Annotated in this window: 22 protein-coding genes and 1 other annotated feature; of the genes, 7 read left to right on the plus strand and 15 right to left on the minus strand. The window is 43.7% G+C overall.

Translation table 11 applies throughout. The features are described 5' to 3' along the window. Positions 1–181 precede the first annotated feature (181 nt). From pheT to infC, 7 genes are all read right to left on the minus strand, one after another. Positions 182–2,632, minus strand: coding sequence for a phenylalanine--tRNA ligase subunit beta (gene pheT / locus FTV88_RS12355; protein ID WP_153725897.1), 2,451 nt, complete (start codon positions 2,630–2,632; stop codon positions 182–184). A gap of 60 nt (positions 2,633–2,692) precedes the next feature. Further along, entirely contained in the window at positions 2,693–3,715 is a 1,023-nt protein-coding gene (locus FTV88_RS12360) for a phenylalanine--tRNA ligase subunit alpha (RefSeq protein WP_153725898.1), read from the minus strand. Positions 3,716–3,756: 41 nt separating this feature from the next. Next, positions 3,757–4,054, minus strand: a binding site (T-box leader). Between the two features lie 34 nt (positions 4,055–4,088). Further along, complete coding sequence (locus tag FTV88_RS16190) at positions 4,089–4,178, minus strand: YqzL family protein (protein ID WP_170285774.1); 90 nt, start codon at positions 4,176–4,178, stop codon at positions 4,089–4,091. A 54-nt stretch (positions 4,179–4,232) separates the two neighbouring features. Then, positions 4,233–5,084 carry a TrmH family RNA methyltransferase gene (locus FTV88_RS12370; RefSeq protein ID WP_153725899.1) on the minus strand — a complete coding sequence of 284 codons (852 nt, stop codon included), beginning with the start codon at positions 5,082–5,084 and terminating at the stop codon, positions 4,233–4,235. A 72-nt stretch (positions 5,085–5,156) separates the two neighbouring features. Next, entirely contained in the window at positions 5,157–5,519 is a 363-nt protein-coding gene (rplT, locus tag FTV88_RS12375) for a 50S ribosomal protein L20 (RefSeq protein ID WP_153725900.1), read from the minus strand. Between the two features lie 46 nt (positions 5,520–5,565). Next, complete coding sequence (gene rpmI / locus FTV88_RS12380; protein ID WP_153725901.1) at positions 5,566–5,763, minus strand: 50S ribosomal protein L35; 198 nt, start codon at positions 5,761–5,763, stop codon at positions 5,566–5,568. A gap of 87 nt (positions 5,764–5,850) precedes the next feature. Further along, positions 5,851–6,432 carry a translation initiation factor IF-3 gene (infC, locus tag FTV88_RS12385; RefSeq protein WP_153725902.1) on the minus strand — a complete coding sequence of 194 codons (582 nt, stop codon included), beginning with the start codon at positions 6,430–6,432 and terminating at the stop codon, positions 5,851–5,853. A gap of 338 nt (positions 6,433–6,770) precedes the next feature. On the opposite strand from infC, the gene FTV88_RS12390 reads away from it, so the two are divergent. The 3 genes from FTV88_RS12390 (at position 6,771) to FTV88_RS12400 (ending at position 8,754) form a co-directional block, all read left to right on the plus strand. Further along, entirely contained in the window at positions 6,771–7,115 is a 345-nt protein-coding gene (locus FTV88_RS12390; RefSeq protein ID WP_153725903.1) for a hypothetical protein, read from the plus strand. Positions 7,116–7,187: 72 nt separating this feature from the next. Beyond that, positions 7,188–8,249 carry a glycosyltransferase family 2 protein gene (locus tag FTV88_RS12395; protein WP_153725904.1) on the plus strand — a complete coding sequence of 354 codons (1,062 nt, stop codon included), beginning with the start codon at positions 7,188–7,190 and terminating at the stop codon, positions 8,247–8,249. Between the two features lie 160 nt (positions 8,250–8,409). Then, positions 8,410–8,754, plus strand: coding sequence for a hypothetical protein (locus FTV88_RS12400; protein WP_153725905.1), 345 nt, complete (start codon positions 8,410–8,412; stop codon positions 8,752–8,754). A gap of 120 nt (positions 8,755–8,874) precedes the next feature. Here FTV88_RS12400 and FTV88_RS12405 read toward each other — a convergent pair whose 3' ends face one another. Genes FTV88_RS12405 through FTV88_RS12415 form a run of 3 tightly spaced genes read right to left on the minus strand, consistent with a single transcriptional unit; the run spans position 8,875 to position 13,684 of the window. Beyond that, positions 8,875–9,447 carry a hypothetical protein gene (locus tag FTV88_RS12405; RefSeq protein ID WP_153725906.1) on the minus strand — a complete coding sequence of 191 codons (573 nt, stop codon included), beginning with the start codon at positions 9,445–9,447 and terminating at the stop codon, positions 8,875–8,877. 59 nt (positions 9,448–9,506) lie between these two features. Beyond that, positions 9,507–10,706, minus strand: coding sequence for a glycosyltransferase family 61 protein (locus FTV88_RS12410; protein WP_153725907.1), 1,200 nt, complete (start codon positions 10,704–10,706; stop codon positions 9,507–9,509). Between the two features lie 2 nt (positions 10,707–10,708). Further along, positions 10,709–13,684 (minus strand): glycosyltransferase 61 family protein, encoded by a 2,976-nt coding sequence (locus FTV88_RS12415; protein ID WP_153725908.1) that lies wholly within the window; start codon positions 13,682–13,684, stop codon positions 10,709–10,711. 256 nt (positions 13,685–13,940) lie between these two features. Here FTV88_RS12415 and FTV88_RS12420 point away from each other — a divergent pair, with 256 nt between their 5' ends. After that, positions 13,941–15,314 (plus strand): UDP-glucose dehydrogenase family protein, encoded by a 1,374-nt coding sequence (locus FTV88_RS12420; RefSeq protein ID WP_153725909.1) that lies wholly within the window; start codon positions 13,941–13,943, stop codon positions 15,312–15,314. After that, entirely contained in the window at positions 15,289–16,287 is a 999-nt protein-coding gene (locus tag FTV88_RS12425; RefSeq protein WP_243137143.1) for a UDP-glucuronic acid decarboxylase family protein, read from the plus strand. The genes FTV88_RS12420 and FTV88_RS12425 overlap by 26 nt, the downstream gene beginning before the upstream one ends. A 102-nt stretch (positions 16,288–16,389) precedes the next feature. On the opposite strand, the gene thrS is transcribed toward FTV88_RS12425, so the two are convergent. The 3 genes from thrS to ytxC form a co-directional block, all read right to left on the minus strand. Further along, positions 16,390–18,315, minus strand: coding sequence for a threonine--tRNA ligase (gene thrS, locus FTV88_RS12430; RefSeq protein WP_153726649.1), 1,926 nt, complete (start codon positions 18,313–18,315; stop codon positions 16,390–16,392). A 150-nt stretch (positions 18,316–18,465) separates the two neighbouring features. Next, complete coding sequence (locus FTV88_RS12435; protein ID WP_162008037.1) at positions 18,466–19,059, minus strand: DUF445 domain-containing protein; 594 nt, start codon at positions 19,057–19,059, stop codon at positions 18,466–18,468. A gap of 186 nt (positions 19,060–19,245) precedes the next feature. Then, positions 19,246–20,184 (minus strand): putative sporulation protein YtxC, encoded by a 939-nt coding sequence (gene ytxC / locus FTV88_RS12440; RefSeq protein ID WP_162008038.1) that lies wholly within the window; start codon positions 20,182–20,184, stop codon positions 19,246–19,248. Positions 20,185–20,333: 149 nt separating this feature from the next. Between ytxC and FTV88_RS12445 the strand changes: the two genes are divergently transcribed. Beyond that, positions 20,334–20,825: a hypothetical protein gene (locus FTV88_RS12445; RefSeq protein WP_153725913.1), complete on the plus strand. Its 492-nt coding sequence runs from the start codon at positions 20,334–20,336 to the stop codon at positions 20,823–20,825. Between the two features lie 126 nt (positions 20,826–20,951). After that, on the plus strand, positions 20,952–21,431 hold the full coding sequence (locus FTV88_RS12450) for a ribonuclease H-like YkuK family protein (protein ID WP_162008039.1): 480 nt from the start codon (positions 20,952–20,954) through the stop codon (positions 21,429–21,431). A 77-nt stretch (positions 21,432–21,508) separates the two neighbouring features. Here the strand turns inward: FTV88_RS12450 and FTV88_RS12455 are convergent, their stop codons facing one another. Further along, positions 21,509–22,951, minus strand: coding sequence for a GTP pyrophosphokinase (locus FTV88_RS12455; protein ID WP_153725915.1), 1,443 nt, complete (start codon positions 22,949–22,951; stop codon positions 21,509–21,511). Positions 22,952–23,193: 242 nt separating this feature from the next. After that, positions 23,194–24,204: a MerR family transcriptional regulator gene (locus FTV88_RS12460; RefSeq protein ID WP_153725916.1), complete on the minus strand. Its 1,011-nt coding sequence runs from the start codon at positions 24,202–24,204 to the stop codon at positions 23,194–23,196. Between the last annotated feature and the right edge of the window lie 79 nt (positions 24,205–24,283).

Genomic DNA, 24,283 nt, shown 5'->3' on the forward strand with positions numbered 1-24,283 from the left:
TAGCCTATCCTGCTGCATTGCTTTATGGGATTATGCGTTCTGGTCTATAATTGACTTTTTCTTTGGATCTTTCGATTGGTTATTTTATCCTTTCGATGCACTGATGAAAAAACCCTGCTATTTTTCGGTAAGGAGTTAAAAAAACCCCCCGCTCGTCGTTAGCGCGATCGGGGGGGTTGCTTTAACGAAATTGAGCGCCTAGTTCTTCTGTTAAAGCCACTTTGATAGCATCGTGTGTTTTGTTCACTTCTTCATCCGTTAAGGTGCGATCGGCTCTTTGATAACGCAAAGAATAGGCTAAGCTACGATAACCTTCAGGAATCTGATTTCCCTGATAGACATCAAAAAGCTGCCATCTCTCTAGGAGCTTACTGCCTCGTTTGGCAATGATAGCTTCAACCTTGCTCGCAGGTACTGATAAGGGAAGTATCATGGCCATATCGCGATCGGTAGAGGGATAACGAGGCAAGGGCTTGTAGTAGCCTTTCGTCTGGGCTAGTTCTGTTAAAGCCGCTACGTCGAGCTCCATGACTACCGCTCTTTCAGGAAGATCGTAGACCTCAATAACATCAGGATGGACTTCTCCTAAGACACCAATCTCTAGGACTGTATCTTTTTCCTCTTTGTAAAGTCGAGCACTTCGCCCAGGATGGAGATAAGAGCATTTTTGCAGCGCTTCCCACTGAATGCCTTCGATTTTTAAGCTTTCCATGAGCTTTTCTATAATGCCTTTGAGGTAGTAAAAATCATAATTTTGCCTGGAACCACTCCAGTGAATGGGCTCTTTCCCCATTACCAGCGCTGAAAGTTTCCAGTTCTCAATGGGAAGTTCTTGGAGAGGCAACTGGCGAGGATGAAAGGTGCCACCAAGCTCGAAAATAGCTAGATCGCTTGTTCTTCGACTGGCGTTGCGAGATGCTACGTCAAGCAAGCCCGCTACTATCGTAGGTCGCAATATCCCTTGCTCTTCACTTAAAGGATTTTGTACAGGAATGACGGGATAGGATTCTCTATTCTCGGCCATTTTCAATTTTTGAAGATGGCGAGGGTTGATAAAAGAGAAAGTGACGACTTCTCGGAAGCCACTCCCGACCAGGGTTTGTATCATTTTCTCTTTTACTGTCTGGGGCCAGGTTCGTTGTCCCGTTGTTGTTACACCACTTGGAAGAGTCGTAGCAATATTGTCATAGCCATAGAGACGAGCCACTTCTTCTGCCAGGTCATGTTCATCTTTCATATCTTGGCGATATGTGGGGATTTGCACCTGTCCTTCCAGCCCTTCTTGACTCTCTTTCCATTGAACAACAAAGCCTAAGTTGTTAAAGTAGCGAGACATTTCTGTGCCGGCAATGTCTGTGCCTAAGAGGCTGTTGATTCTCTCCGTCTGAAAGAAGATGCTACGTTCTTGGACTGGCTTCAGATATACATCAATGGTACCAGGCACTACATCGGCAACTTGGAGTTCTTCAATGAGCTGAGCGGCTCTATCGATGGCTAGTGTAACGGTATCGATGTTAACACCTTTTTCGAATCGCTGCGATGCTTCAGAACGGAGTCCCACTTGTCTTGCTGTACGACGAATGGAAGCTGGATGAAAGTGAGCCGCCTCTAGCAAGATGCTTTTTGTCGATGCTGTAACTTCCGTTTCCAAGCCACCCATTACACCAGCCAAAGCAATTGCTTTTTCCCGATCAGCAATGACAAGATTCTCGGCGTTGAGTTCTCTTTCTTGTCCATCGAGGGTGATCAGCTTTTCTCCGGCCTGCGCTCGCCGAACGATGATATGACCTTCTTGAATGGTGTCATAATCAAAAGCGTGCAAAGGATGACCGAGCTCTAACATAACATAGTTGGTAATATCTACAATATTGCTAATTGGCCTCATTCCAGCACTTTGTAGACGTTGTTGCATCCAAGCGGGTGATGGGCCAAGGCGCAAATTCGTAAAAAGACGGGCTGCATAACGGCCACAAAGCTCGGGATCTTCTATGGTTACAGAAGCTTGTCCTTCAATCGTACCTGTTCCTTTTTCTTCTACTGCAATCGTCGGGAACTGTAAAGGCTTCTCTGTAATGGCAGAGACTTCGCGAGCCACGTTGAGCACAGCAAGACAATCGGCCCGGTTGGGTGTTAGCTCTAGCTCTAGAACAGGAGAATCGAGACCAAGGGTCTGTGCAATCGGTTGACCTACTACGGCATCATCGGAAAGAATGAGAATGCCTTCTCGATCTTCTGGGGCAATGGTTTTTTCATTTAAGCCCAGCTCTTCGGCTGAACAGAGCATACCTGATGATTCAATGCCTCGTAGCTTGGTCTTTTTAATCTTGAGGCCATTGGGCAATTTAGCGCCTGGTATGGCGACAGGCACCTTCTGCCCTGCTTTTACGTTGTCTGCGCCTGTAACAATGGTGTAGACTTCTGAGGCTGTGTCGACCTTGCATATGAAAAGACGGGCGGCGTCGGGATGCTTTTCTACTTCTTGTAAATAGCCTACGACGACTTTTTCCAAGCCCTGATCACGGTAGATGACGTTTTCTACAGCAATGCCGGCTCTCGTAAGTTTATCGGCTAGTTGCTCCGATTTGAGACCCGATTGAACATAACTGTTAAGCCATTCTGTGGATACATGCATTCTATTTCACCCTTGTTCTTATTCGCCTTCTTGTAGCGATGTTATTGTTACCATTTCTATTTAGAAGCGACTTAAAAAGCGCATGTCATTGTCGTAAAGCAAGCGCATATCATCAATGCTGTACTTAAGCATGGCGACGCGTTCTACGCCCATGCCAAAAGCAAAGCCTCTTACTTCGTCTGGGTTATAGCCACCATATTCTAAGACCTTCTTGTGCACCATACCGGCACCTAAGATTTCTAACCAGCCTGAGCCTTTGCAGACACGGCAGCCTTTGCCATCGCAGATCACGCAAGAGATGTCCACTTCGGCGCTTGGTTCTGTGAAGGGGAAGAAGGAAGGTCGCAGGCGGATTTCTCGGTTGGGGCCGAACATTTGGCGTACGAAGGTAAGCAAAGTGCCTCGCAAGTCACCAAAGGTAACGTTTTTGTCTACGAGTAATCCTTCTACCTGATGGAACATGGGAGAATGAGTGGCATCATCGTCACGGCGAAAAACGCGGCCGGGGCAGATGACTTTGACGGGGGCGATGGGTTTTTGTTTTTCCATGGCTCTGATTTGAACGGGCGACGTATGGGTTCGCAAGAGAATGTCTGGCGTAATGTAGAAAGAGTCTTGCATGTCTCTTGCGGGGTGATCTTTGGGAATGTTAAGAGCTTCAAAGTTGTAGTAGTCGAGTTCCACTTCCGGCCCTTCAGCAATGGAATAGCCCATGCCCAAGAAGATTTCTTTGATTTCGTCAATGACGAGCGTTAAAGGGTGCTTGCTACCTAAGTTGTGTACTTTTCCAGGCAAAGTAACATCAATGGATTCAGCTGCAAGTTGCGCTTCTTTTTCCCTTCCTTTGAGCTGTCTTCCTTTTTCTTCAAGCATGAATTCAAGGGCTGCCCTGACGTCATTGGCCAAAGCGCCTATGATAGGTCTTTCTTCTGCTGAGAGCTTGCCCATACCACGAAGTACTTGCGTGAGTTGACCTTTTTTTCCTAAGTAGCGAACACGCCAGTCTTGGAGTTCTCCTGAGTTATTTACTTCATCTAATGTTCGGGATGCTTCTGCCCGAATCAGTTCTAGTTCTGCGCGCATCTTGTCCTCCTTATCGATAAACAAAAAAACCCCCATCCCCTTATGGGGACGGAAGTTATTGTTCCGCGGTACCACCCCGTTAGGCTCTGCTCATTCTACAGAACCCTCTCGGCCGACCCATGAAATGGGTCGCTTCCCGGTAACGGTGGGAATGCCGTCATAGCCTACACACCGAGAAAAACCATCGCTCTTTCGCTAAGAGATGGCTTTCTTTCTCGGTTTCAACTTGCTGCTCCGGGGTGAACTTCCTCTCTCACTCTTCAACGAGGCTTCCAGTCTGCGGCGCTCGTCTCCCTAGGAAGAGTTATAGAGAGTACTTTTCCCGTTCTTCGCATTTCTCTTTCATTTACTGTCCGATTCCTATTGAGTGTCCTTACTGCACGAGCAATCTTCTGTACAGCATATAGGCTGTAATGGAACCCGTCTTCTCGAAAATACGCCAGAAAAAGCAAGCGGAAATCATTTACACACCACAACCTCTCCGCGTTCCAGGGTTCACCAGCTAGTATCGATTATATCACAGCCTGTTGGGTGAATCAACTGAAGGGAGGCGCCCTTTGGCCACATCAAAAAGTAAGACGGCTGCTGCAATGGCAGCATTTAAGGACTCTACAGGTGGAGCCAGGGGTATGGTAGCAATGTGGTCGGCTTTTGCACGAAAATAAGCGCTTGGCCCGTGACCTTCACTGCCAATAACAAGGGCTAGGCTTTTGCTTTCTTGTAAAGGCAAGTTGTAATAAGCTTGCTCTCCACCACTATCGGCAACGACAAGAGTACATTCTTTTTCTGCTAGAATTTGCTCTATCGCTTCTTCCGTTGGTGCTATGATGACGGGAAGACGAAAGATGGAGCCCATGGAAGCGCGAATTACCTTGGGGTTAAACGGATCGGCTGTCCCGGCTGTCATGATAACAGCATCCACAGCGGCTGCTTCTGCAGAACGAAGTATGGTGCCCACATTGCCTGGATCTTGCAATCCATCGAGAATTAGGAGAAAGGGCTTCCTCGTATTCTGAAGCTTCTTGCTCTGTGCAACTTCTTCCCAACGCGATGGTTCTGGCAAAGGCGCTACCGCGATGATTCCCTGGCTATGCTCTGTTTCACTGATAGACTGCAAGGTTTTATCGTTGACGAGTAAGCCCTCACTGCCCTGGCTTTGTAAGGCTGCTACAAGTTCTTGGCCTGCTTTTTGCTGCCCTATGCGTTCTGTATAAAGAAAGTAATCAATTTGAATTTTAGAAGCGACAGCTTCTTCAATGAGCCTTCTTCCTTCTATTAAATAGCGCTTTGCCGTAGTGCGTCCTTTTTTGCGAGAGAGGGTGCGCGCTTCTTTCACTCGTTTGTTTTGATCTGAAGCAAAGGTTTGCAAGTTTGCGCCTCCTACATTGAAATTATGAAAAAAAGCAAGGCACGATCTCTTCGATCAAGCCTTGCTTTTTCATTACTTGGAATTAAGTTGTGTTTTGGCCAAGTCTGCAAATTTGTTGAATGCAGGTAGATCGTTGACAGCCAGTTCTGCGAGCATTTTGCGATTTACGGTAACGCCTGCTTGCTTCAGTCCGTTCATGAAGGTGCTGTAGGACAGACCGTTCATGCGAGCTGCTGCATTGATCCGGGTGATCCAAAGTTTGCGGAAATCGCTTTTTCTCTTTTTGCGGTGTGCATAGGAGAAAGCCATGGCGCGCATAACCGATTGCTTAGCTGTACGAACCAGCTTAGAGTGGGCGTTGCGATAGCCACGGGCCAGCTTTAATACTTTTTTATGTCTTTTGCGGGACATTACTCCCGTTTTTACTCGAGCCATTGTGAAGACCTCCAGTAGCCTAAGGCTTTGTATTTATTTTTATGAATTAGCTGTAAGGAAGTAGCTTAGCTAGCTTCGGTGCTTCGCTCTTGCTTACGACAGATGTACCGCGGAGATTGCGCTTCCGCTTGGCTGATTTTTTCTCAAGAATGTGACGGGCAAAAGCATTTTTTGCCTTAAACTTTCCGGTGGCCGTCTTTTTAAAACGCTTCGCAGCTCCCCGGTGGGTTTTCATTTTAGGCATGTGGTTCCACTCCTTGTAGCGATATTAAAGAGCATGGTCATTGAAGCGTTCTATACTTCAATCGCCAACCTTGGGGCTTGTGCATGCTTATTCTGGGGTTTCTACATTCGCCGCTTTAGGACCTCGGCTTTCCCGCTTTTTCTCAGTCTCCCGTTGTGCATCCGTCTTTGGTGCCAGAATCATGATCATATTCCGTCCTTCAACCTTGGCATCTCGTTCAACGTTTGCATAGGGCTTGCAGACTTCTGCCAGGCGGACACAAAGTTGTCGACCTAGTTCGGGATGAGTGATCTCACGTCCACGAAACATGATGGTTACTTTTACTTTGTCACCATCTTCAAGAAAACGTATGGCGTTGCGAGCTTTTACATCAAAGTCATGATCCTCAATATTCGGACGAAGTTTCACTTCTTTGATATTGACAATCTTTTGCTTCTTCCGCGCTTCTCGCTCTCGCTTGCTCTGCTCGAACTTATACTTACCATAGTCCATTATTCTGCAGACAGGTGGCTTCGCCGTAGGCGCTACTTCCACCAAATCCTGGTTCTGCTCAGCTGCAATACGCAGAGCTTCTCGAGTATTAACAATCCCTAACTGTTCACCCTCGGAGCCCACTAGTCGAACTTCACGGACGCGGATCTCCTCATTGATGCGTAAATCCTTGCTGATAAATGTTCACCCCCTGATTATTTTCCAAGACAAAACAAAAAAACGGGTATTCACCCGCTTCATCGAACGCAAAAAAGTGACCGAACAGTATGTTCCTGTCCTCATGATCGCCTTTCACGTATGAACCCAGATCAGCATTTATGAAGAAAGCTCCTGGGTGAGAAGCGGCGGGCTTCTACTTTTTTGTAGTTCCTAAGGAAATATATCACATCGCTTGGACGGTGTCAAGAAAAACTATGATATCTTTAGTTTTCTTGTTGCCATAATGTGACATTTCTTCGTTATAAGCATACTTTAAAGTAGATAAAGAATACTTGGTTGAAAGGAGAAGAGGTTCTATGGGTATTCGTGATCAATTCGTTGTGGTTCCCAATTTGAAGCCGCAAGATTTTCAAGTCGTTCCTGTAACGATTGATTGTGTTAGAACACGTGGAGTTCGCCTTGTCTTTAAGGGTGATCCACTTTGCGATTACTGTCTTGATGAAACTTTCTGCTTTATCGTCGAAGTCTACCGTCAACCTAAAAACGTTTTGGTAAGCCGCAAATTCTTCGATTGCATAAAACCACCTCTTAAAGAATTGGTAATACCGATTTGCGAGACTCGCTGTGAGAAATTTACCTATACAATCAAACTATTCAGTGCTGATTGTATCCTTCCTCACCAAAAAGAATGCTCTTGTTAGGCTCCACGCCCCGAACCTTGATGTTAGCTGAGGGGAGTTTTTTTCTTTTTAGCAAAAAAAGGTGTGGTCTTTGTGGATAGTCTTTCTAGCATAAGCCTTTGTATGATTGTACGAGATGAGGCTGAACAGCTATCTCGATGTCTTAAGAGTGCGCAAGATGTTGTCGATGAAATTATTATTGTAGATACTGGATCAGTTGATAAGACCGTAGAAATAGCCCATTCTTATGGTGCACAAGTCTATAACTTTCCTTGGACTGGTGACTTTGCCGCCGCTCGCAATGAGAGTCTTGATAAAGCCACAAAAAAGTGGATTCTCTTTCTAGATGCCGATGAAGAACTCCCTCTAGAAACAGCACAGCTTTTGCCAGCACTAGTCGCTTTATCGAAGGAAGAAGCCTGGTCTTTTCAGATTCTTAGTTTTTTAAGTGATGATAAAACTCAATCGGTTGCACACAGCTCGATCCGTTTATTCAAAAACAGTAAATCCTATCAATTTGAAGGAAAAATCCATGAGCAAATCGGTCCTAGTATCAGGAGGGAGCAACCCTACGCTACCATCGGTCAAAGTGATTTGATCATTCATCATTACGGCTATAGCCAAAAATCTCTTCAAAATAAAGGAAAAAAAGAACGCAACATAGCTCTCCTAGAAGAGTTTGTTGCTCAATCTCCTGAAAACGCAAACCTACACTTTAACCTTGCTGTAAGTTACAGCGTTAATGGTCAATGGCCCAAAGCAAAAGAACATTTTCAGAAGACCTTGTCCTTACCCAATCTATCAGCTACGCTTCTCGCCGCTCTTTGTCGAAGCTATAGTATATGCCTTTATCATCTAAGAGAATATGAAGAAGCATTACAGTTTTTGCAACAAGGCTTGTCTTTGTTTCCACATTATGGAGAGCTTTATTATCTTCGTGGTCAGATTGCTTGGGCCACCGGTGATCTAGAAGAAGCAGAAAAAAATTTTCTCCAAGCTACGCAGCTTCAACATACAACTGCTGAATTTATCTCAACAACAGGGACGACTTCTTTTTTGGCATGGGAAAATATTGCGACCATTGCTCTTTATAAGGGTAAGGGGCAGCAAGCGATTGAAGCGATAGCGAAAGCCCCACAAGAAAAGTTTTCGTAAACAATAGACACCTTCTGCTTTTAGCTAGGAGGTGTCTTTTTGACAAGCAGAATCTCTTCTGTGTGAATACCATCTTCTTTTTCCATAATGTTACAATTTCTCGTTATAAGCATACCTTAGATTAGATAAAGTATACCTAGTTGAAAGGAGAAGAGGTTCTATGGGTATTCGTGATCAAATCATTTTGGTTCCAAATTTGAAACCTCAAGAATTTCGAGTTGTTCCTGTAACAACTGATAGTGTTAAAACACGTGGGGTTCGCATTGTCTTTAAGAAAGATCCACTTTGCCATTACTGTCTTGATGAAACTTTCTGCTTTATCGCCGAAGTCTACCGTCAACCTAAAAACATTTTGGTAACCCGCAAATTCTTCGATTGCATAAAACCACCTCTTAAAGAATTGGTAATACCGTTTTGCGAGACTCGCTGTGAGAAGTTTACCTATACAGTCAAGCTATTCAGCGCTAACTGTGTCCTTCCTCACCAAAAAGAATGCTCTTGTTAGGGTGGCACGTGGACGCTTCGTTTGCCACGTTACAGGAAATCTTTCGTAAAAAAATAGATACCTTCTGCTTTAGGCTGAAGGTTTCTATCATTTTATTACATTGTCTATAAGATGGATTCTTCATGCTAGATCTAAAACGCATACCGGTGAATTGGCCATAATTTTCGCTTTGGCAACCAAAGTGCCTTCTTCTGGCTCTGGTACAGAAAATTTAGTAAGGCAATACAAATCGTAAATCTGGCGTGTAAAAATTTTGTTTTTGCCATCACGAAAAACAGAAAAAAGAATGGCCAGATCAAAAGTAACAGTTATTTTTACATTTTCACGAAACTCTTGTCCTGTCCCTGTAATATCAATTTTTTCTTTCACGTTAATTGGAAAGGCGTCGACAACTTGGGCCAGCTCTGGTACACCACGTATCTTAAAGGTATGTTTTACTACCTTTTGTTCTATCGCCTTAAAGTCTACGGCTGATACAAGAATAGGTACAGGAGGTCCGAGAGTTTCTTTTTTATCATCAACTATTTCATAGCCTTCTATCTCTACGGGAAACAACTTCCTTAACTCTACACAACAAAGTATATCGAGCTCACCAGGTACAGGCTTATGGGGTTTTAAAAAAACTTGTTTTTCTACTAGTTCATTGGGTCCTACTGTGACTGACACGGTTAGATCAGCCGAACTATCGTTCATTGAGCACCGCCTCGCTTTTTACTATTGTTGATAGTCCATTATATGTCTATTGGTTCTAATCAGTTCCTCTGATCTATTCCGGAAAATCTCAAGAGTTCTTTTACTTTGTTAAGATCAAGAAGAATGTCTTCTGAGTGAATTTGGAAGGTGTCGTGATATTCTGGAGGCCTCTTGCCTTCACCGATCATATAGTAATACTCTAACTGCAGTTGATTGGATAAAGTCCAGTAAATACCTTGCACATAATTGGGTCCAAAAAACTCTAACACCTTCGTTCCTGCTCTAGCAAAGACAAGATTAACCAGCCCCGCGCCATGAGGTGCTATGACAACATCTACTTGGGAAAACAAGCGAGCTTGATCGGCTACTGACAAGTGCTCTAGATAAAGGGGTCGAATGCCTAAGGGTAGCAAAAGCTCGATCAGTTCTTTTTCATTGATCACTTTTCTCCACGGTGCTCTGGCTCGAGAAATATAAACTCCTCGTAAATGACTCTTTCCCATAACCACTTCTTCAGGCCTTAGGTAAAGAGATCTTACAAATTGGCAAGCCCACTTCGGCATAAATCCCCATAAACCAGGGAGAGAAGGTACAATCAGTTGTTTCGCTTCTATATGAACTTGATCGGTTCCGTAGATAATCTGTTCTTTGCCAATACCTGCTCTTTGTAGTGCCTCTTCTTGATAGGAATACCTGAGATCTACATAATATTTGTCTGCTTTCAGCTTCCCTTGTTGGAGTAAGTAGAGTCGAGGCAGAGCGTCAAAAGTCCAGTGATAGTAATTGTCCGAGTACGAAGTGGCAAGTACTGCAACAGTCTGGTCTACTTTTGCCATTGGTGGCAGTTGAGGTATAGCTAAGGCTTGATGACAAGAAGGTTCATATAGTTGAGATTCTGCTGATACATCGTAAAGGACGATGTTGTCTGGTGTAAGGACTGTTCCATTTATCCCCCACAGGCGTCCCTGCGGGATGGTTGCTACAAAGCAGTCAGGGCTATAGTGGAGGTGCTTTTTTAATAAAGACCAATTTAAGGGACTCTCCGTTACAATCGTCTCGCCTTTAAGCAAAACATCATCTAATCGGAATTTCCAATGTAAGGACTTTTCAAGGCTGCGAGGTGGACATCGTGGAATTTCTTCTCCCCTTTCTACCCTTTGATAACTAGCTCCCTTTGTACGAGCCTCTTCAGTTTCCATCCACTTTTCGGTCGTCATATATTCCCATGGTGGTCCAACAAAGTTCTGGTTAGATATCATTATTAGATACCACCTATCATTAATAGAGACTGTACTTTGTTCACATCCACCTGAAAGTCTAATAAATACTGTCCTGTCGAAAAGGGATCTCCCATTTCTGCTGGAACTTCTCCTTCTCCAAAGATGTAGTAATAGTCAAGGCCAACTTGATTAGCAAGCCCCCAGAAAACAGGATTAATATAATGAGGACTCATCAGTTCAAAAACTTTCGTTCCTGGCTGACAGAAAACCAGGTTGGTTAATCCTGCACCATGGCTAGCTACTATCGCTTCAGCTGATGCAAAAAGTTTAGCTTGCTCCAAGACTGTTAATTCTTCCAAGTATACTACTTCAAAGTTTAAGAAGCGCAAATGCTGAACAAGCTCGCTTTCATTTAGAAGCCGGCGAGAAGAACCCTTAGCCCGTGAAATGTATAATCTCCGTTGAGCAGAATCTTGCTGTGACTGCCTAGATGGAAGAAAATGCTCCCTTAAAAATTGACAAGTCCATAATGGCATGTTATCAATGTGACCTGCATGGGACGGTACCAGCAGTAGATCAGCTTGAACATAAAAATCATCATTCGGAGAAATAATTTTCTCTTTAGGAATCCCTACTATCTGTAAAGTCTGTTCCTGATATTTAAATTCATTGACGTTATGATTGACGATATAATAATCTGGCTCCCAGCCTACATGGCGGAGTAAGGCGAGACGAGGAAGAATATCGAACATCCAGTGATAGTAATTCCACCAACCTGCTTGGGAAAGTACAGCGACAGTACCCGAGATAGTTTTAAGCTCTGGTAAGATCTGTTGACTGAACAAGGCGTGATCTTCTAAGGTTGTTCTGAAGACTTTGCTAACGTCGCCAAGCAGATGATTATCCGGCGTAATCACCGTACCGTTGGCACCCCAGACCCTGCCTTTCGGTATTTTAGCAACGAAGGTAGCAGGGCTCTCAATGGAGAGCAGATTCAAATATTCAGGATGAATGGAACCCTCTATGGTTTTCGGTTTGGAACGCTTTATACGGTGTGGTGGTTCGATTTGAACATATTTTGCTCCACTACGGCGTTCTTGTTGTTCTACCCAGGCTGATGTAAGTACATAATCTCTCGGTACAGATAAATCCATCTCTTCTTGCAGTATGGACGAATCCTTCTCCTCTATTTGTACCCACCGTTGCAATTGGCTCTCCCATTGACAATAGGCTGGCATCACCTCAATTACATGGAGATAGTCCTGAGCCAATGATTGTGCTTCATTGTACATTTTGAGTTGAGAATAGGCTTCGCAGAGAGTAATGACTGCTTCAAAACAAAAGGGCCTATGCTGTAAGAGTCGTTCTAGGTGAACTCTCGCTAAGTCTATGTCTCCTTGTCGAAACAGAATCTGGGCCAGTTCATAGCGAGCTTGACCATTGTCACTACGATGACCTAAGCTCCTCTCAAAAGCCTCCATGGCTGATTCTGTTTCTTCCATAGCTAGATGGGCTTTGCCTTTGAGCTCGCAGAGTTCACTTAAGTAAAGATTGGTCAATGCACGATGGCGCTGTAACTCGGAGCTTTTGGAAAAACTTATCAACTCTCGTTCTACTCGAAAGTCATCGTATTGGCGACAAATATTTAACCCTTCAAAGCCTTGTAGATCAGTCATAAGGCAACGATGATAGATGGCCGTAAAGTTTTGTAGTCCTATGGAAAAACTCCCCGTTGCCATAAGTAGTTTAAAAAGATTGAATAAAGGGAGGAAATATTTAGGTTCCCTATCACTTGCTTTTTTCCAGCAATCTAATATACGTTGTATGCTTTCAAGAGCCTTTTCCTCTTGAGCAGACTTTACATTTTCAACTTCTGTTCCATCGTCCACTAATAAATTGTTTGCTAATAAGGCATAGCAACCGTGAACATTAAGCCACCAGCTCTCTTGCTCCTCTTCAACAGCCACGCCCCGCTCTTTCAGCAATTCTTGTAACATACTTAACAAAGCGCCATGAGAAGCGTTGAAACATTGTATAATTTGTCCTCGCAGCAATGCTTCTCTATCTTTCTCTCGCCCTGTCCTTATACTTCCAGAAAGCCTATTCTCTTGCTTTAAAATGCTAATAATTTTTCGAAAATGCTGACTGTAGCTGCTCTGACCCATTACTTTTTGTCGACCCTGTTCTGCAATCGCCTGGCGTTCTTTGTCATGGGTTAGGTATTTTGCTATCAATTGCTCAAAGTTATCATCTCGGTAGGGTACGTAATCAACAAAAGGCTCATAATGGTCACTGACTTCGCTATTTTCCTCTTCAAGCATCAGCATGGCCCCGGCGGCAGGAGCTTCATAGGCACGAAGGTTCATCTCAGAACGGATAGAACGGTTAAAAACAATCTTGGAACGATTGAGAATCTCGTTATAGTCCTCACCATAATGTCCCGACACTATTTTTAATTGGATGCCTTGTTTGCGCAGGTTACAAAGTCTTTTTAGCCAGAAAGAACGTTCGAACTGCACTTCATGATTGATATTCCCAACCATAGAAATGTCTATATCTCTTGGAAAAGTACCTGTTAGAAAATGCTCTTTTGGATTAAAGCTATAAAGTGGTGCATATGAGACATGGTTAAAGCCTCTTTCTCGAAATAAATCTGTACCTTTTCGATCCATAAATACATGGTCGTAGCAGGCAAGATGCGCTGCTAAAGAAGAAAAGCCTAAGTTCCAATCACTTACCAAAGCGATAAGTGGTACCGTTGCTTCGTAGAGCCCTAGGGGGTTGGCATAAAACTCGGGACTCCAAACAAAAATCAGATCTGGCTTCCACCCTCCAGGATATCTACGTTCTAATTCCGCCATTGTAAAGCAATGATTACGTAAGGTGATCTGAGAATCTTCTTCCCAGCTTGCTGTTACAAATCTTTCTTCATGATAAAAGTCACCGAAAAAAGCCCTAGCCAAGGAATTCGTAAAGTGAAGACAGAGACATCGTTGAGTGAACACTCCCTCATTCAAAGCAGTCACTCCCAACAACCCATCCTTGTGATGGGTTTTTTATTTTCCTTTACGATATGCATCTTCAGTTAACATATGCTCTTTATTCTTCGCTGTTGCTTTGATGGGCTCGCTAGATAGAGCAGTCTTTTATTCTTCACCAATAACCTGTTTTTTCAATATCCTAAATTGATGTTTGAAAAATTTAGCAATTTTTCAAACACTGCTTTTCTTTTTTTGTGTTTTTTGCTCCATTTTTTTATGAGAGGTGAATCTAGTGAATGTTTCTGTGATTGGCACAGGCTATGTTGGACTTGTAACAGGTGCTTCTTTTGCCTTTCTAGGCCATCGCGTTTGTTGCTATGATGTCGATCTAGCCAAAATCGAAGCTTTACAAAAAAGTATAATCCCCTTCTATGAACCTTATCTTGAAATTCTAGTTGATGAACAGGTTAAGAAAAAACAACTCTTTTTTAGTTGCTCTTTAGATGAATTCTTTGCTCAAAGTGATATTGTCTTCATAGCAGTAGGTACGCCAACGGATCCACAAAGTGGCGCTGTCGATATGACTTACCTGAAAAAGGCGGCTTTAGAGATAGGGAAGAATATGCAGCCCCATCGTTATTATGTTGTTGTTAACAAAAGCACTGTACCTGTGGGGACTCATCAACTGGTTGAAGAACTGATTAAGGAAAGTCTTCAAGTAAGTGGTACAAAAGATGTTGCTTTTGCTGTTGCTAGCAACCCCGAGTTTCTTCGCGAAGGCAATGCCATCGAAGATGTCTTCTATCCTGATCGCATTGTTGTAGGCACTTATTGTCCTAAAGCTTTGGCTCTTTTAGAAGAGCTCTATCGCCCTCTGATTGAGCAAAGTTTTACATTGCCATCTTTCTGTCCTCAAAGGCCACAGAACTTAGGAAGAGTGCCCTTTGTAAAAGTTCATCCCTTGAGTTCTGAGTTGATCAAGTATGCTTCTAATGCTTTTCTTGCTACAAAGATTACCTTTATCAATGAGATAGCCAATCTATGTGATCTTTTTGGTGCTAACATTGATGAGGTATCTCTTGGAATGGGTCTTGATCAAAGAATAGGACCTTCTTTTTTGAAAGCCGGTCTTGGCTGGGGTGGTAGTTGCTTTGGAAAAGACTTGAAGGGCTTAATTCATGATGGAAAGAAAATGGGCTATGCGGCCGAACTACTGCAAAAGTCATTGCAGAATAATTACTCTCAACGCAGTCGAGCAATCTATAAACTACAACAAGCTTTGAAAACTTTGCGAGGTCGTAGGATAGGCTTGCTCGGTCTTGCTTTCAAAGCGCAAACGGACGATTTGCGAGATGCGCCTGCTCTTGATCTTATAGAAAAATTAATGGAAAGTGACTGTACTGTGAAAGTTTTTGATCCTGTGGCGATGGAAAATCTTAAGCGACTGCGTCCTCAATGGCCTCTTGTCTACGCCATAGATGAGTATGATCTGGCAGAAGGCTGTGATGGTCTCATTCTCGTTACAGAATGGAAACGCTTTCACGGTGTTGATTGGCAAAAGATTCACAGCCTTATGAAAAATCCCCTCTTAATCGATGGAAGAAACTTCTTGGACCGTCAACGATTGGAGGCGTTTGGTTTTGTGTATAGCGGAATCGGTCGATAAAAAGCAAGCACCTCGTTCTCTTGTCTCAGGTGGTGCTGGCTTTGTCGGCAGTCATCTTGTTGATAAACTACTCGAACAAGGCCATACGGTAACAGCGATTGATAACCTTTCTACAGGGCGAATAGAAAATCTTAAAGAAGCTAAAAAATACGGCCTAGTTTTTCACTTTGTGGAAGGCGATATATCAAAATGCTCTGAGCTACCTCTTGGACCCTTTGACTTTATCTGGCATCTTGCTTCGCCAGCAAGCCCTCCCGATTATCGTCGCTTAAGCTTAGAAACGATGGCAGTAAATAGTGAAGGAACACGAAACTTGCTCAATCTAGCTTTACAAGACAAGTCTACTTTTTTGTTGGCTAGTACTTCAGAAGTCTATGGCGACCCTCTCGTTCATCCCCAACCAGAAACGTATTGGGGCCATGTAAATCCCATCGGGGAAAGGGCTTGCTATGACGAAAGCAAACGTTTTGCAGAGGCTTTGACAATGGAGTATTCTCGTCGCTTTGGACTTGATAGTCGTATTATTCGTATCTTCAATACCTATGGGCCCCGTATGAGAGAAAAAGATGGCCGCGTCGTAAGCAACTTTATCTCGCAGGCCTTACAAGGTATACCTCTTACGATTTATGGTGATGGACAACAGAGTAGGAGTTTTCAATATATTGATGATCTCATTGAAGGAATCTGTCGTACCATGTATTCCTCTTATTGTCAGCCCATTAATTTGGGTAATCCCAAAGAGTTCACCGTTCTAGAACTGGCTCAACAAGTCTTAGCCTTGACAGGCTCACAAAGCCAGCTAACTTTTGCACCATTGCCACAAGATGATCCACGACAAAGAAAGCCTCTTATTGAAGTAGCCAAAAAAGTCTTACAATGGGAACCCATCATACCACTACAGGAAGGCTTGCGCAGAACGATTGCAGACTTTCGGAAGTACTATCAAGATTCAGGAGCAGTCTTGCAATCGTAGCTTTTCTCTCTCTTCATATGAACCTATGGATTATTGTAAAAAATAGAGCCCCTTTCAAGCAATGTAGCTGAAAGGGGCTCTATTATTTCGTGAGTCTCTTGTTTAGCACTTCACCATATCAGGGTTCTCTTTGGTTACTATTTCTCGCTTAATTCTTTCCACAAATTCTTCTAAGGCTATAGCCCCCAGGTCCCCTTCCCCGCGCTTACGCACAGCGACGGCACCGTTTTCCGCTTCTTTATCACCGACGACAAGCAAGTAAGGTACCTTCTTCACCTGACCTTCTCGAATCTTGTAGCCAATCTTCTCACTGCGACCATCGACTTCTACGCGAACGCCAGCATTAGCCAAGGCAACTTTCACTTGTTCAGCATAATCACGGTGACGGTCTGTAATCGGCAATACGCGCACTTGCTCCGGCGCCAGCCAGACAGGGAAAGCCCCGGCATAATGCTCTGTCAGAATACCAATAAAGCGCTCAATCGATCCAAAGACAACGCGATGAATCATAACCGGTCTATGCTTCTGGCCATCTTCGCCGACATAGTTAAGGTCAAACTTCTCCGGCAATTGGAAGTCAAGCTGGATGGTACCACACTGCCAGGTTCTGCCGAGACAATCGCGAAGGTGGAAATCAATCTTCGGTCCGTAAAAAGCACCGTCGCCAGGGTTGACTTTGTAAGCCATATCTCGCGCTTTTAAGGCTTCTTCTAAGGCTGTTGTGGCTACTTCCCAGCTTTCATCACTGCCCATGGATTTTTCCGGTCTTGTAGAAAGTTCAACATGGTATTCAAAGCCGAAAGCCTTGTAAAAGCGATCGACAAGGTCAATCACAGCAATAATCTCGTCTTTGATCTGAGAAGGCAGCATAAAGATATGGGCATCATCTTGGGTAAAGCAGCGTACCCGCATCAAGCCGTGGAGAGCACCGGAGAGTTCATGACGATGGACAAGGCCAAGCTCTGCTAAGCGAAGAGGCAAGTCACGGTAAGAATGAATGCCTGACTTGTAGACAAGCATCCCACCAGGGCAGTTCATCGGCTTCACCGCAAAATCTTGTTCATCAATTTGGGTAAAGTACATATTCTCATGATAGTGATCCCAATGACCGGAACGCTCCCAGAGCGCTCTGTTCAAGATAACGGGCGTTCTGATTTCTTGGTAGCCTGCTTTTTCATGTTCTTGGCGCCAGAACTTCTCCAATTCATTGCGCAATATCATGCCTTTGGGGAAAAAGAAGGGGAAACCTGGGCCTTCTTCCATCATCGTAAAGAGTTCTAACTCCTGACCAATCTTGCGATGATCACGGCGCTTGGCTTCTTCAAGACGATGAAGATGTTCGTCCAGTTCTGACTTTTTGGGGAAGGAAGTGCCATAGATGCGCTGTAGCATCTTGTTCTTCTCACTGCCTCTCCAGTAAGCGCCGGCTAAGCTCATTAATTTGAATGCTTTTAAGCGCCCTGTGGAAGGAAGATGAGGTCCTGCGCAAAGATCGCAGAAGTCGTCTTGACTGTAGATGCTAATCGCCGCATCCAATGGGAGATCTTGAATCAGCTCTACTTTATAGGATTCTCCCTTTTCTTCAAAAAAGCGAATGGCTTCGTCACGAGGGAGAACTTTGCCTTCAATGGGGTAGTCGGCTTTGACAATAGCGGCCATTTCCTTTTCAATGGCTTCGATATCTTCCGGTGTGAACTTATGCAAAGAATCAAAATCATAGTAGAAGCCTTCGGCAATGGCCGGACCAATACCCAGCTTTGTTCCAGGGAACAATCTTTGTACAGCCTGGGCCAAAAGGTGAGAAGAAGAGTGACGGTAGACTTCTCGACCTTCTGCATCATCAAAGGTAAGAATTTCGATGGCACTATCTTCGTCAACGGATGTCGATAAACTAACCACTTTGCCATTAATTTTGCCTGCGAGAGCATGTTGACCCAGTTTACGACTGATGGCATAAGCCATCTCGCCAAGAGTTGTTCCCTCTGAAAACTCTCGAACAGAACCATCTTTCAGGGTTACCTTCACCATATTCAAAGTGAGTCCTCCTCATATACAAGTAAGCCTCTCTTTCCCTGACTGGGAGCGAGAGGCCCTACATTCCATCTCAAAATTTAATTTTAAACATCCTGTAAGAGCTTGTCAATAAAAGTCCTCTAAGGGTTCTTCTATCGTGACCGATTAGAGCAACCAGAGACGAATCATATAAGAAACTAAAGCTTGAATCAGACCGACTAGAAAACCAAGAGCACCACCAAGAACAACAATGTGACGCAATTCTTTCGAAGCCACTCGTAGAACCAGTTGCTCCATTTCTTTTAAGTCGAGGCTTCGAATTCTTTCTTCCACCATCTCCTTAATCGATATGTGTTCTCGTATGGACGTGTCGAGCTGTCGAGCCATTCGGTCTAAAACAGCGGGTGCCTCTTTCTTGACCAGATCGCGAGACAGCTCTGTTAGCACTTGTCGAATGCCTAAGGGAAGAAAAGCGGGAACTCTTTCCGCAAGGCGAGCAGAGATTACTTCTGATAGAGAACGAGATAGCTTTTCTCGTGTCTCTTGCGTATTAATTCGTGCCATTAAATCGTCCTGGGAAAGCAATTGCTCCTCTACAATCTCTCCCACTTTGATAGCCATTTCCCCTTGTCGCCTTGGTATGAGACCTTGAATGGTCCAAGGCAATCCCGGCAAAACAATGGGGTGATAAGGTCGAAAAAGCATGCTTACCGCTAGCAGGTTGGTGAACCAGCCAATAACAGCCCCAATGATCGGCATGAAGTATAAGTCTATTGTTATCATAAGCCAAGAATAGCAGATTGGGGGCGTAAGAAGCAAGTTTGGCCTTGTAGGATCTACGATTTTTCATCAAAAAAATATTCTATATTTTTATTTCTAGCAATCACTGCAAAAACCCGTAAAAAAAGGCAGTATTACACTGCCTTCATATGTTCCTGGTCGATCTTATGTTGATGGGTTGACAACCCAGGCTTCCCGTTCTCTTCCCTTGAGAGCGGTCAAACATCGTTCGCAACCTGGACAATGGTGGAGTCGTTCACCGAAGACAGCTTTAATCGTATTGATAGCTTCACTTTTGTGTTCTCTTTCTTGGGCATGAATTAAGACCTGTTCTGGCGCTACGGTGATTAAAGCACTGATTAAAAGGTCATCGTAACTTACATACTGTTTTACTTCTTCCTCTTGTAATCCTTCCATCGCTTCATGGATTACTGGATTTCCCTTGTCATCAATAAGCTGAAATTGCCCTCCTGAACGTAAAAAGACATGGACGAGAGGAATGCGCGAATCCTGAATTTCCAGGAAATATTTAAGCAAGCGAACAAATTCATTATATTCCTTTTCCATCATATATTCATCGACAGCTAAGTCTAGCGCTTCACATAGCGATTTCGTATAGTCTTTTAAGCGAAAACGGATAAAACCGTCAATGTGAATTTCCTTACGAAGAATCATCACTTCTAGGAGTCGCTCTAGTATGCGTTCGTTGCGACCAACTCGATAGATAATATAATCTTTCGATGTTTCTTCTTCTTGCTGTAGAATTCGTAAAGCTTTGTCGATGATGTTCCTTCGCTCGGCGTCGGAAAAGTAATAATACTTTGTTTTCGCATACTTTTTAAGCATCTCTTTTTCCCAGTCATCAAGAATCCATTCTGTGATTTGACGAGCCATGTACTGTTGAAGAATTCGTATCATGTCTTTGGCCGTTTCACCGGCTGGTACTTTTTCAATAACAACTTGGAGCTTGTGAATTTTTTCGTCGTAAGAATGTTCGCAAGCTATTTTCCATCCTTCACCAGTCAATGCACGTATCTCTCTGAACAGCCTCTTTCCTATTACGTCCAGGTTACGGCTAGCTCCTATTGTTACGATTTTTGACAAGGAGCTCACCCCTTTCCTTGCTGTTATTATATGTGCGAAAAGATAGGAGTATACAGTTTTGACAAATCGCCTGTAAAAAGCAGATTCTAGAATAGTCATGCCACCATGGTGGGCATTTTAAACGATGACAATATAAGGGGGCCGATGAAATGTATCGTCTATTCTGGTTGTTAATCGCTGCTTTTGTATTGATTACTGCGATTACGTCATGCACACCACAGCGCCAACAGGCGGAAACACAGAATCAACAACAAGGACAGGAACAAGAGCAGGAAGAACAAGAGACACCAGAGTATCAGGATTTGAAAGCGATGATGCTCGATATCATTAATACTGATGAGTATCAAGAGAAGCTTGCTCGCACAATCCGCGACCCTGAGTTCCAGAACATGGTTCTTGCAGAAGATCCAAAGTTTGAGAAAATGCTACAAGAAATGCTTCGAGATCAAACGTTTCAAGAACATCTTGCCCTGGCCATGCGTGAAGATGCCGTCAAAGAAACAATGAAAGAATCTCTTACAGAAATTATGGAAGAACCAGAAGTGCAGGAACAAATCAAAAAAGCGACAGAAGAAGGCGATCAGAAAAAGCAAGACGAGGAAGAAGGAGAGCAAGAAGAACAGGGAGGACAAGAACAGTAAGTTTATTGTTGTTTTCTTCTTTGGAAATTTTCCCAAACCTTCTGATACTATCTTAACGTAACTGGAGTAACATAGTATAGAACAACAAGAAGTACAGGCTGACAAATCCGAGAAGGGGGTCGCCTTGTGTTATTTCTAGGACAACAGGGATTATTGCCTCTCGAGCATGTCGTTCAAGCTTTTCACACTTTTTCTACAGAATATCCCGATGCGAAAGTATCGATCTGGGTTGGAACTGATAGCCAGAAACATGGTTGCTCAACCCGTGTCGTTACTTCTCTTACAGTCTATCGTCAGAGCAAAGGCGCTCAATCATATCAATATATTCATACTCTGAATCGTCTGTTACCACTGGGCGAAAAGCTTGAGTACGAAACGCACATGTCCATTGAAGTAATCGGTCAGCTACGTCAAATTCTTAATGAAAAAGTGTTGTGTTATGAACTAGAACTCCACATCGATGGCGGCCATAGAGGAAAAAGCCGCCAGCATTTGCAACGCATCGTAGGCTGGGCTGAAAGCCTTGCTAGTGTGTACAACTACTCAATTCGTACAAAACCGCTGGCTTTCGGCGCTACTTCTGTGGCCGATCGTTACGCCAAGTAACCCCCCGTCTCTAGACTTGACAGGGGGTTACTTGAGATTGTTCAGCCTTTTGCATACCACCATCTGCTCCTGCATTACTAGCGATTAATAACCATCGTAAATGGACCGGGTCTCTCTTGTAGCTCTACTTCAATTAAAGAGAAAAGGCGACTTAGCTCGCTCGCATTATACAGAAAAGATTCTGGTTCAATAATTTCCGGCTCGTGAAACTCATCCCATTCAATTTCGGGATAGGTATAAGATATTTGCATGCGACCAATCACACGATAGTTCAGTTTGAAGTACAATACCAATGTTTCTGCTTCACCATGATGAGGGTCCCATTCTGAATCGATTTGAATCGTTACTGTGTCGCCTATTACCGCTTTAAAGAGGGTTACAGCACCCACATCAAGTGTCGCTGTCTGTTGAGACATAGCGATTCCTTTACGAGCTGCCGACTGGTGTAGCCTTTTGCGCAAAGGATTTCTTACGCGCTCTAAAAAAAACTGGTATAACTTACGACTTAAGTGCTTTGTTTCTTCTTGTGCTTTTTGTAGCCAATCGCGATTGATACAACTTAAAGGTGCCAATTCGCGCCGCAAAATAGGAACGATGAGAGAATAGCAGACTTTACAAAGTCGCACTGGATCAGCTTTTTTCTCAGCCAAACTGTTACTCTGGGCTGTAAGCACGCGAACATTCTCATGAAGCAAAAAAGGAGCATTACAGCAAGAACATCTTGCTAAACTCTGGGGATTAAAGTCGGATGCTGCAATGCCTTGTTGCCCAAGTAAAAAGCTAAGCTCCAAAATACTCATCTTCTCAAAGTATGACAGAGGGTCGAAGGTCATAGATTGTTGCACTTTAGAACCTTCTTGTTGATATAAGCTTTTTACGAGTTTTTCCGCATAATCCCGAACTTCATCGGTCTCTAAATCACGTGATACGGCCCAGCGCATAACCATCATTTTTTCATCCATGTTACTGGTTTCTTCTGCGATAAGGCGCAAATTCTCAGCCACATGGCTAGGCACTTCGAGGCCATACTTATACATCATGGAATGCTGTAAGACGGCCCAAAAATGTTGACCTACTGTCCTGACTTGTATCTCAGCGTAACGAGTCGCTGGTCCCCTTAGATCGTTATAATCATACTCTACGATCAGGTGATAACTGCGGTAGCCACTCGTTTTGGGAGAGCGAACAAAATCTTTTTCATCGATGACACGCAAGTCTGTTCTTTGATGTAATACATCAACCACTCGATCAATATCATCAAGATGCTGCACAATGATGCGCAAGCCTGCTATATCTTTAATGCGATGAATTGTCTCTTCTGTAACTTGCCAGCCATAGCGTCGAGCTTTTTCGATTAAACTGTTGCCTTTTTTGGTTCGACTTTCGATAAATAGAATCACCGGTCTCCCGAACTTCATTTCTAAAGGGCTTTTTAGTGATTCCAGCTTTACTCGTAACTCTGATTCAATTTGTTTGTAGCAAGCCAGGATCCCTTCTAGTTGTTGACTGTTAAGACTCAACTTTTTTCACCTCAACAACTTCTACTAACTACTACATGTGCAGGAGCACACTTTCTTTTATTCGACATCCCCTTTCTTACTTCCTCCCAGCTTTTCATAATACTTCAGAAAAAAAAGCATGATGCTTTATAAAGCATTCTTTTTTCTGGGAATTTTTTCTTCTCTATGTCTTTTTTAAAAAACTTTTGTAGGAAAAGGAAGAGGCCGTGATCGTAGTGAATCACAGCCTCTTTTTATCGTCGTCATTTCGAATAAGCGGGGGGATTGCCCCAGAAACGACTGAACCAACCTTTGATTCCTTTTGAGCTACCTTTGCTCTGCTCTCTCTGCATCTTTTGTCTCCATTTAATGATCATATCTGTTGAGCGATCAACAGATCGTTTGACACCATCGACAGACGTCTTCATATCTTCGAAATGACGCTCTATCGTTTCGGAGCTCTTTTCTTGTTGTTCTGATAGGTTATTCACAACCTTGTTCACTTCCACGAGAAGCTTTTTCACCTCTCCCACCGTGGACTGATTATCTACAGTAAGTTTGTTAACAAAGGCTTGGCGCATCTCTGACTCGGTCTGACTGGCTGCAATTTCTTGTACATTCACTCTCATCTCACCGATAAGAGCATCTAAATTGTCATGCCAGCCATCCAATCCGGCTCTGATGTCTTGGAAATTCTGGTTGCTATTATGGCGCAAACGGTCAACAGCCGCTTTCAATTCGCCATTTACACTTTGTTGAACATTGACGACTCGACTTTCTACTTTACTCAGATGTTGATGAACACCTTTTTTCAAACCGAGCACGTCTGCTTGAACTTCCACCATCTGCTCTATAAGTTGTTCCATGCGCTGTTCCCACTCTGGAAGCTTCTGCATGAATTCGGATAGGTCTGCCGCAGGTACTGCGACAGTTTTTTCTTCTTGGGTATGACCAGAATCTTTTCCAGAAGTCTCAAAAGGCACCGGTTCTTGCACCTTTTTGTTAGGAGACTCCTGCTCCTCTTTCTGAGGAGCCGTTTCTGGGCTATCTACCTTTTCTGGACCTTCTAGACCCAGAGCGGTTGATTGAATACCACGACGCCGTCCAAAATCTTTCAGGCTTCCAAGGGGAATAAGATACTGAAATCCTCCCGGAATCTTCTGTTGCTTTGCTGGCAATTCGCCACGATGAATGGCGTCTCGAATGGTATACCTTTGCAGGCCCATCGACTTGGCAGCTTGAGCCACAGTTAACTCCTCTGGCAAGCTGATCATCTCTATTCCCTCCTTTTTGCAGAATGTATTCTATGGAGGGTAAGGAAAATCCTTCCAGTATTTTTACTTTTTTGGAAAT

The organism is Heliorestis convoluta (genome assembly GCF_009649955.1).
In the GTDB taxonomy this organism is placed as follows: Bacteria; Bacillota; Desulfitobacteriia; order Heliobacteriales; family Heliobacteriaceae; genus Heliorestis; species Heliorestis convoluta.

Coding starts and splice junctions, on each gene's coding strand:
- pheT (WP_153725897.1), bottom strand. CDS start 2,632: ATGCATGTATCCACAGAATGGCTTAACAGTTATGTTCAATCGGGTCTC.
- FTV88_RS12360 (WP_153725898.1), bottom strand. CDS start 3,715: ATGCGCGCAGAACTAGAACTGATTCGGGCAGAAGCATCCCGAACATTA.
- FTV88_RS16190 (WP_170285774.1), bottom strand. CDS start 4,178: ATGATTTCCGCTTGCTTTTTCTGGCGTATTTTCGAGAAGACGGGTTCC.
- rplT (WP_153725900.1), bottom strand. CDS start 5,519: ATGGCTCGAGTAAAAACGGGAGTAATGTCCCGCAAAAGACATAAAAAA.
- rpmI (WP_153725901.1), bottom strand. CDS start 5,763: ATGCCTAAAATGAAAACCCACCGGGGAGCTGCGAAGCGTTTTAAAAAG.
- FTV88_RS12390 (WP_153725903.1), top strand. CDS start 6,771: ATGGGTATTCGTGATCAATTCGTTGTGGTTCCCAATTTGAAGCCGCAA.
- FTV88_RS12400 (WP_153725905.1), top strand. CDS start 8,410: ATGGGTATTCGTGATCAAATCATTTTGGTTCCAAATTTGAAACCTCAA.
- FTV88_RS12405 (WP_153725906.1), bottom strand. CDS start 9,447: ATGAACGATAGTTCGGCTGATCTAACCGTGTCAGTCACAGTAGGACCC.
- FTV88_RS12410 (WP_153725907.1), bottom strand. CDS start 10,706: ATGATATCTAACCAGAACTTTGTTGGACCACCATGGGAATATATGACG.
- thrS (WP_153726649.1), bottom strand. CDS start 18,315: ATGGTGAAGGTAACCCTGAAAGATGGTTCTGTTCGAGAGTTTTCAGAG.
- FTV88_RS12435 (WP_162008037.1), bottom strand. CDS start 19,059: ATGCCGATCATTGGGGCTGTTATTGGCTGGTTCACCAACCTGCTAGCG.
- FTV88_RS12445 (WP_153725913.1), top strand. CDS start 20,334: ATGTATCGTCTATTCTGGTTGTTAATCGCTGCTTTTGTATTGATTACT.
- FTV88_RS12460 (WP_153725916.1), bottom strand. CDS start 24,204: ATGATCAGCTTGCCAGAGGAGTTAACTGTGGCTCAAGCTGCCAAGTCG.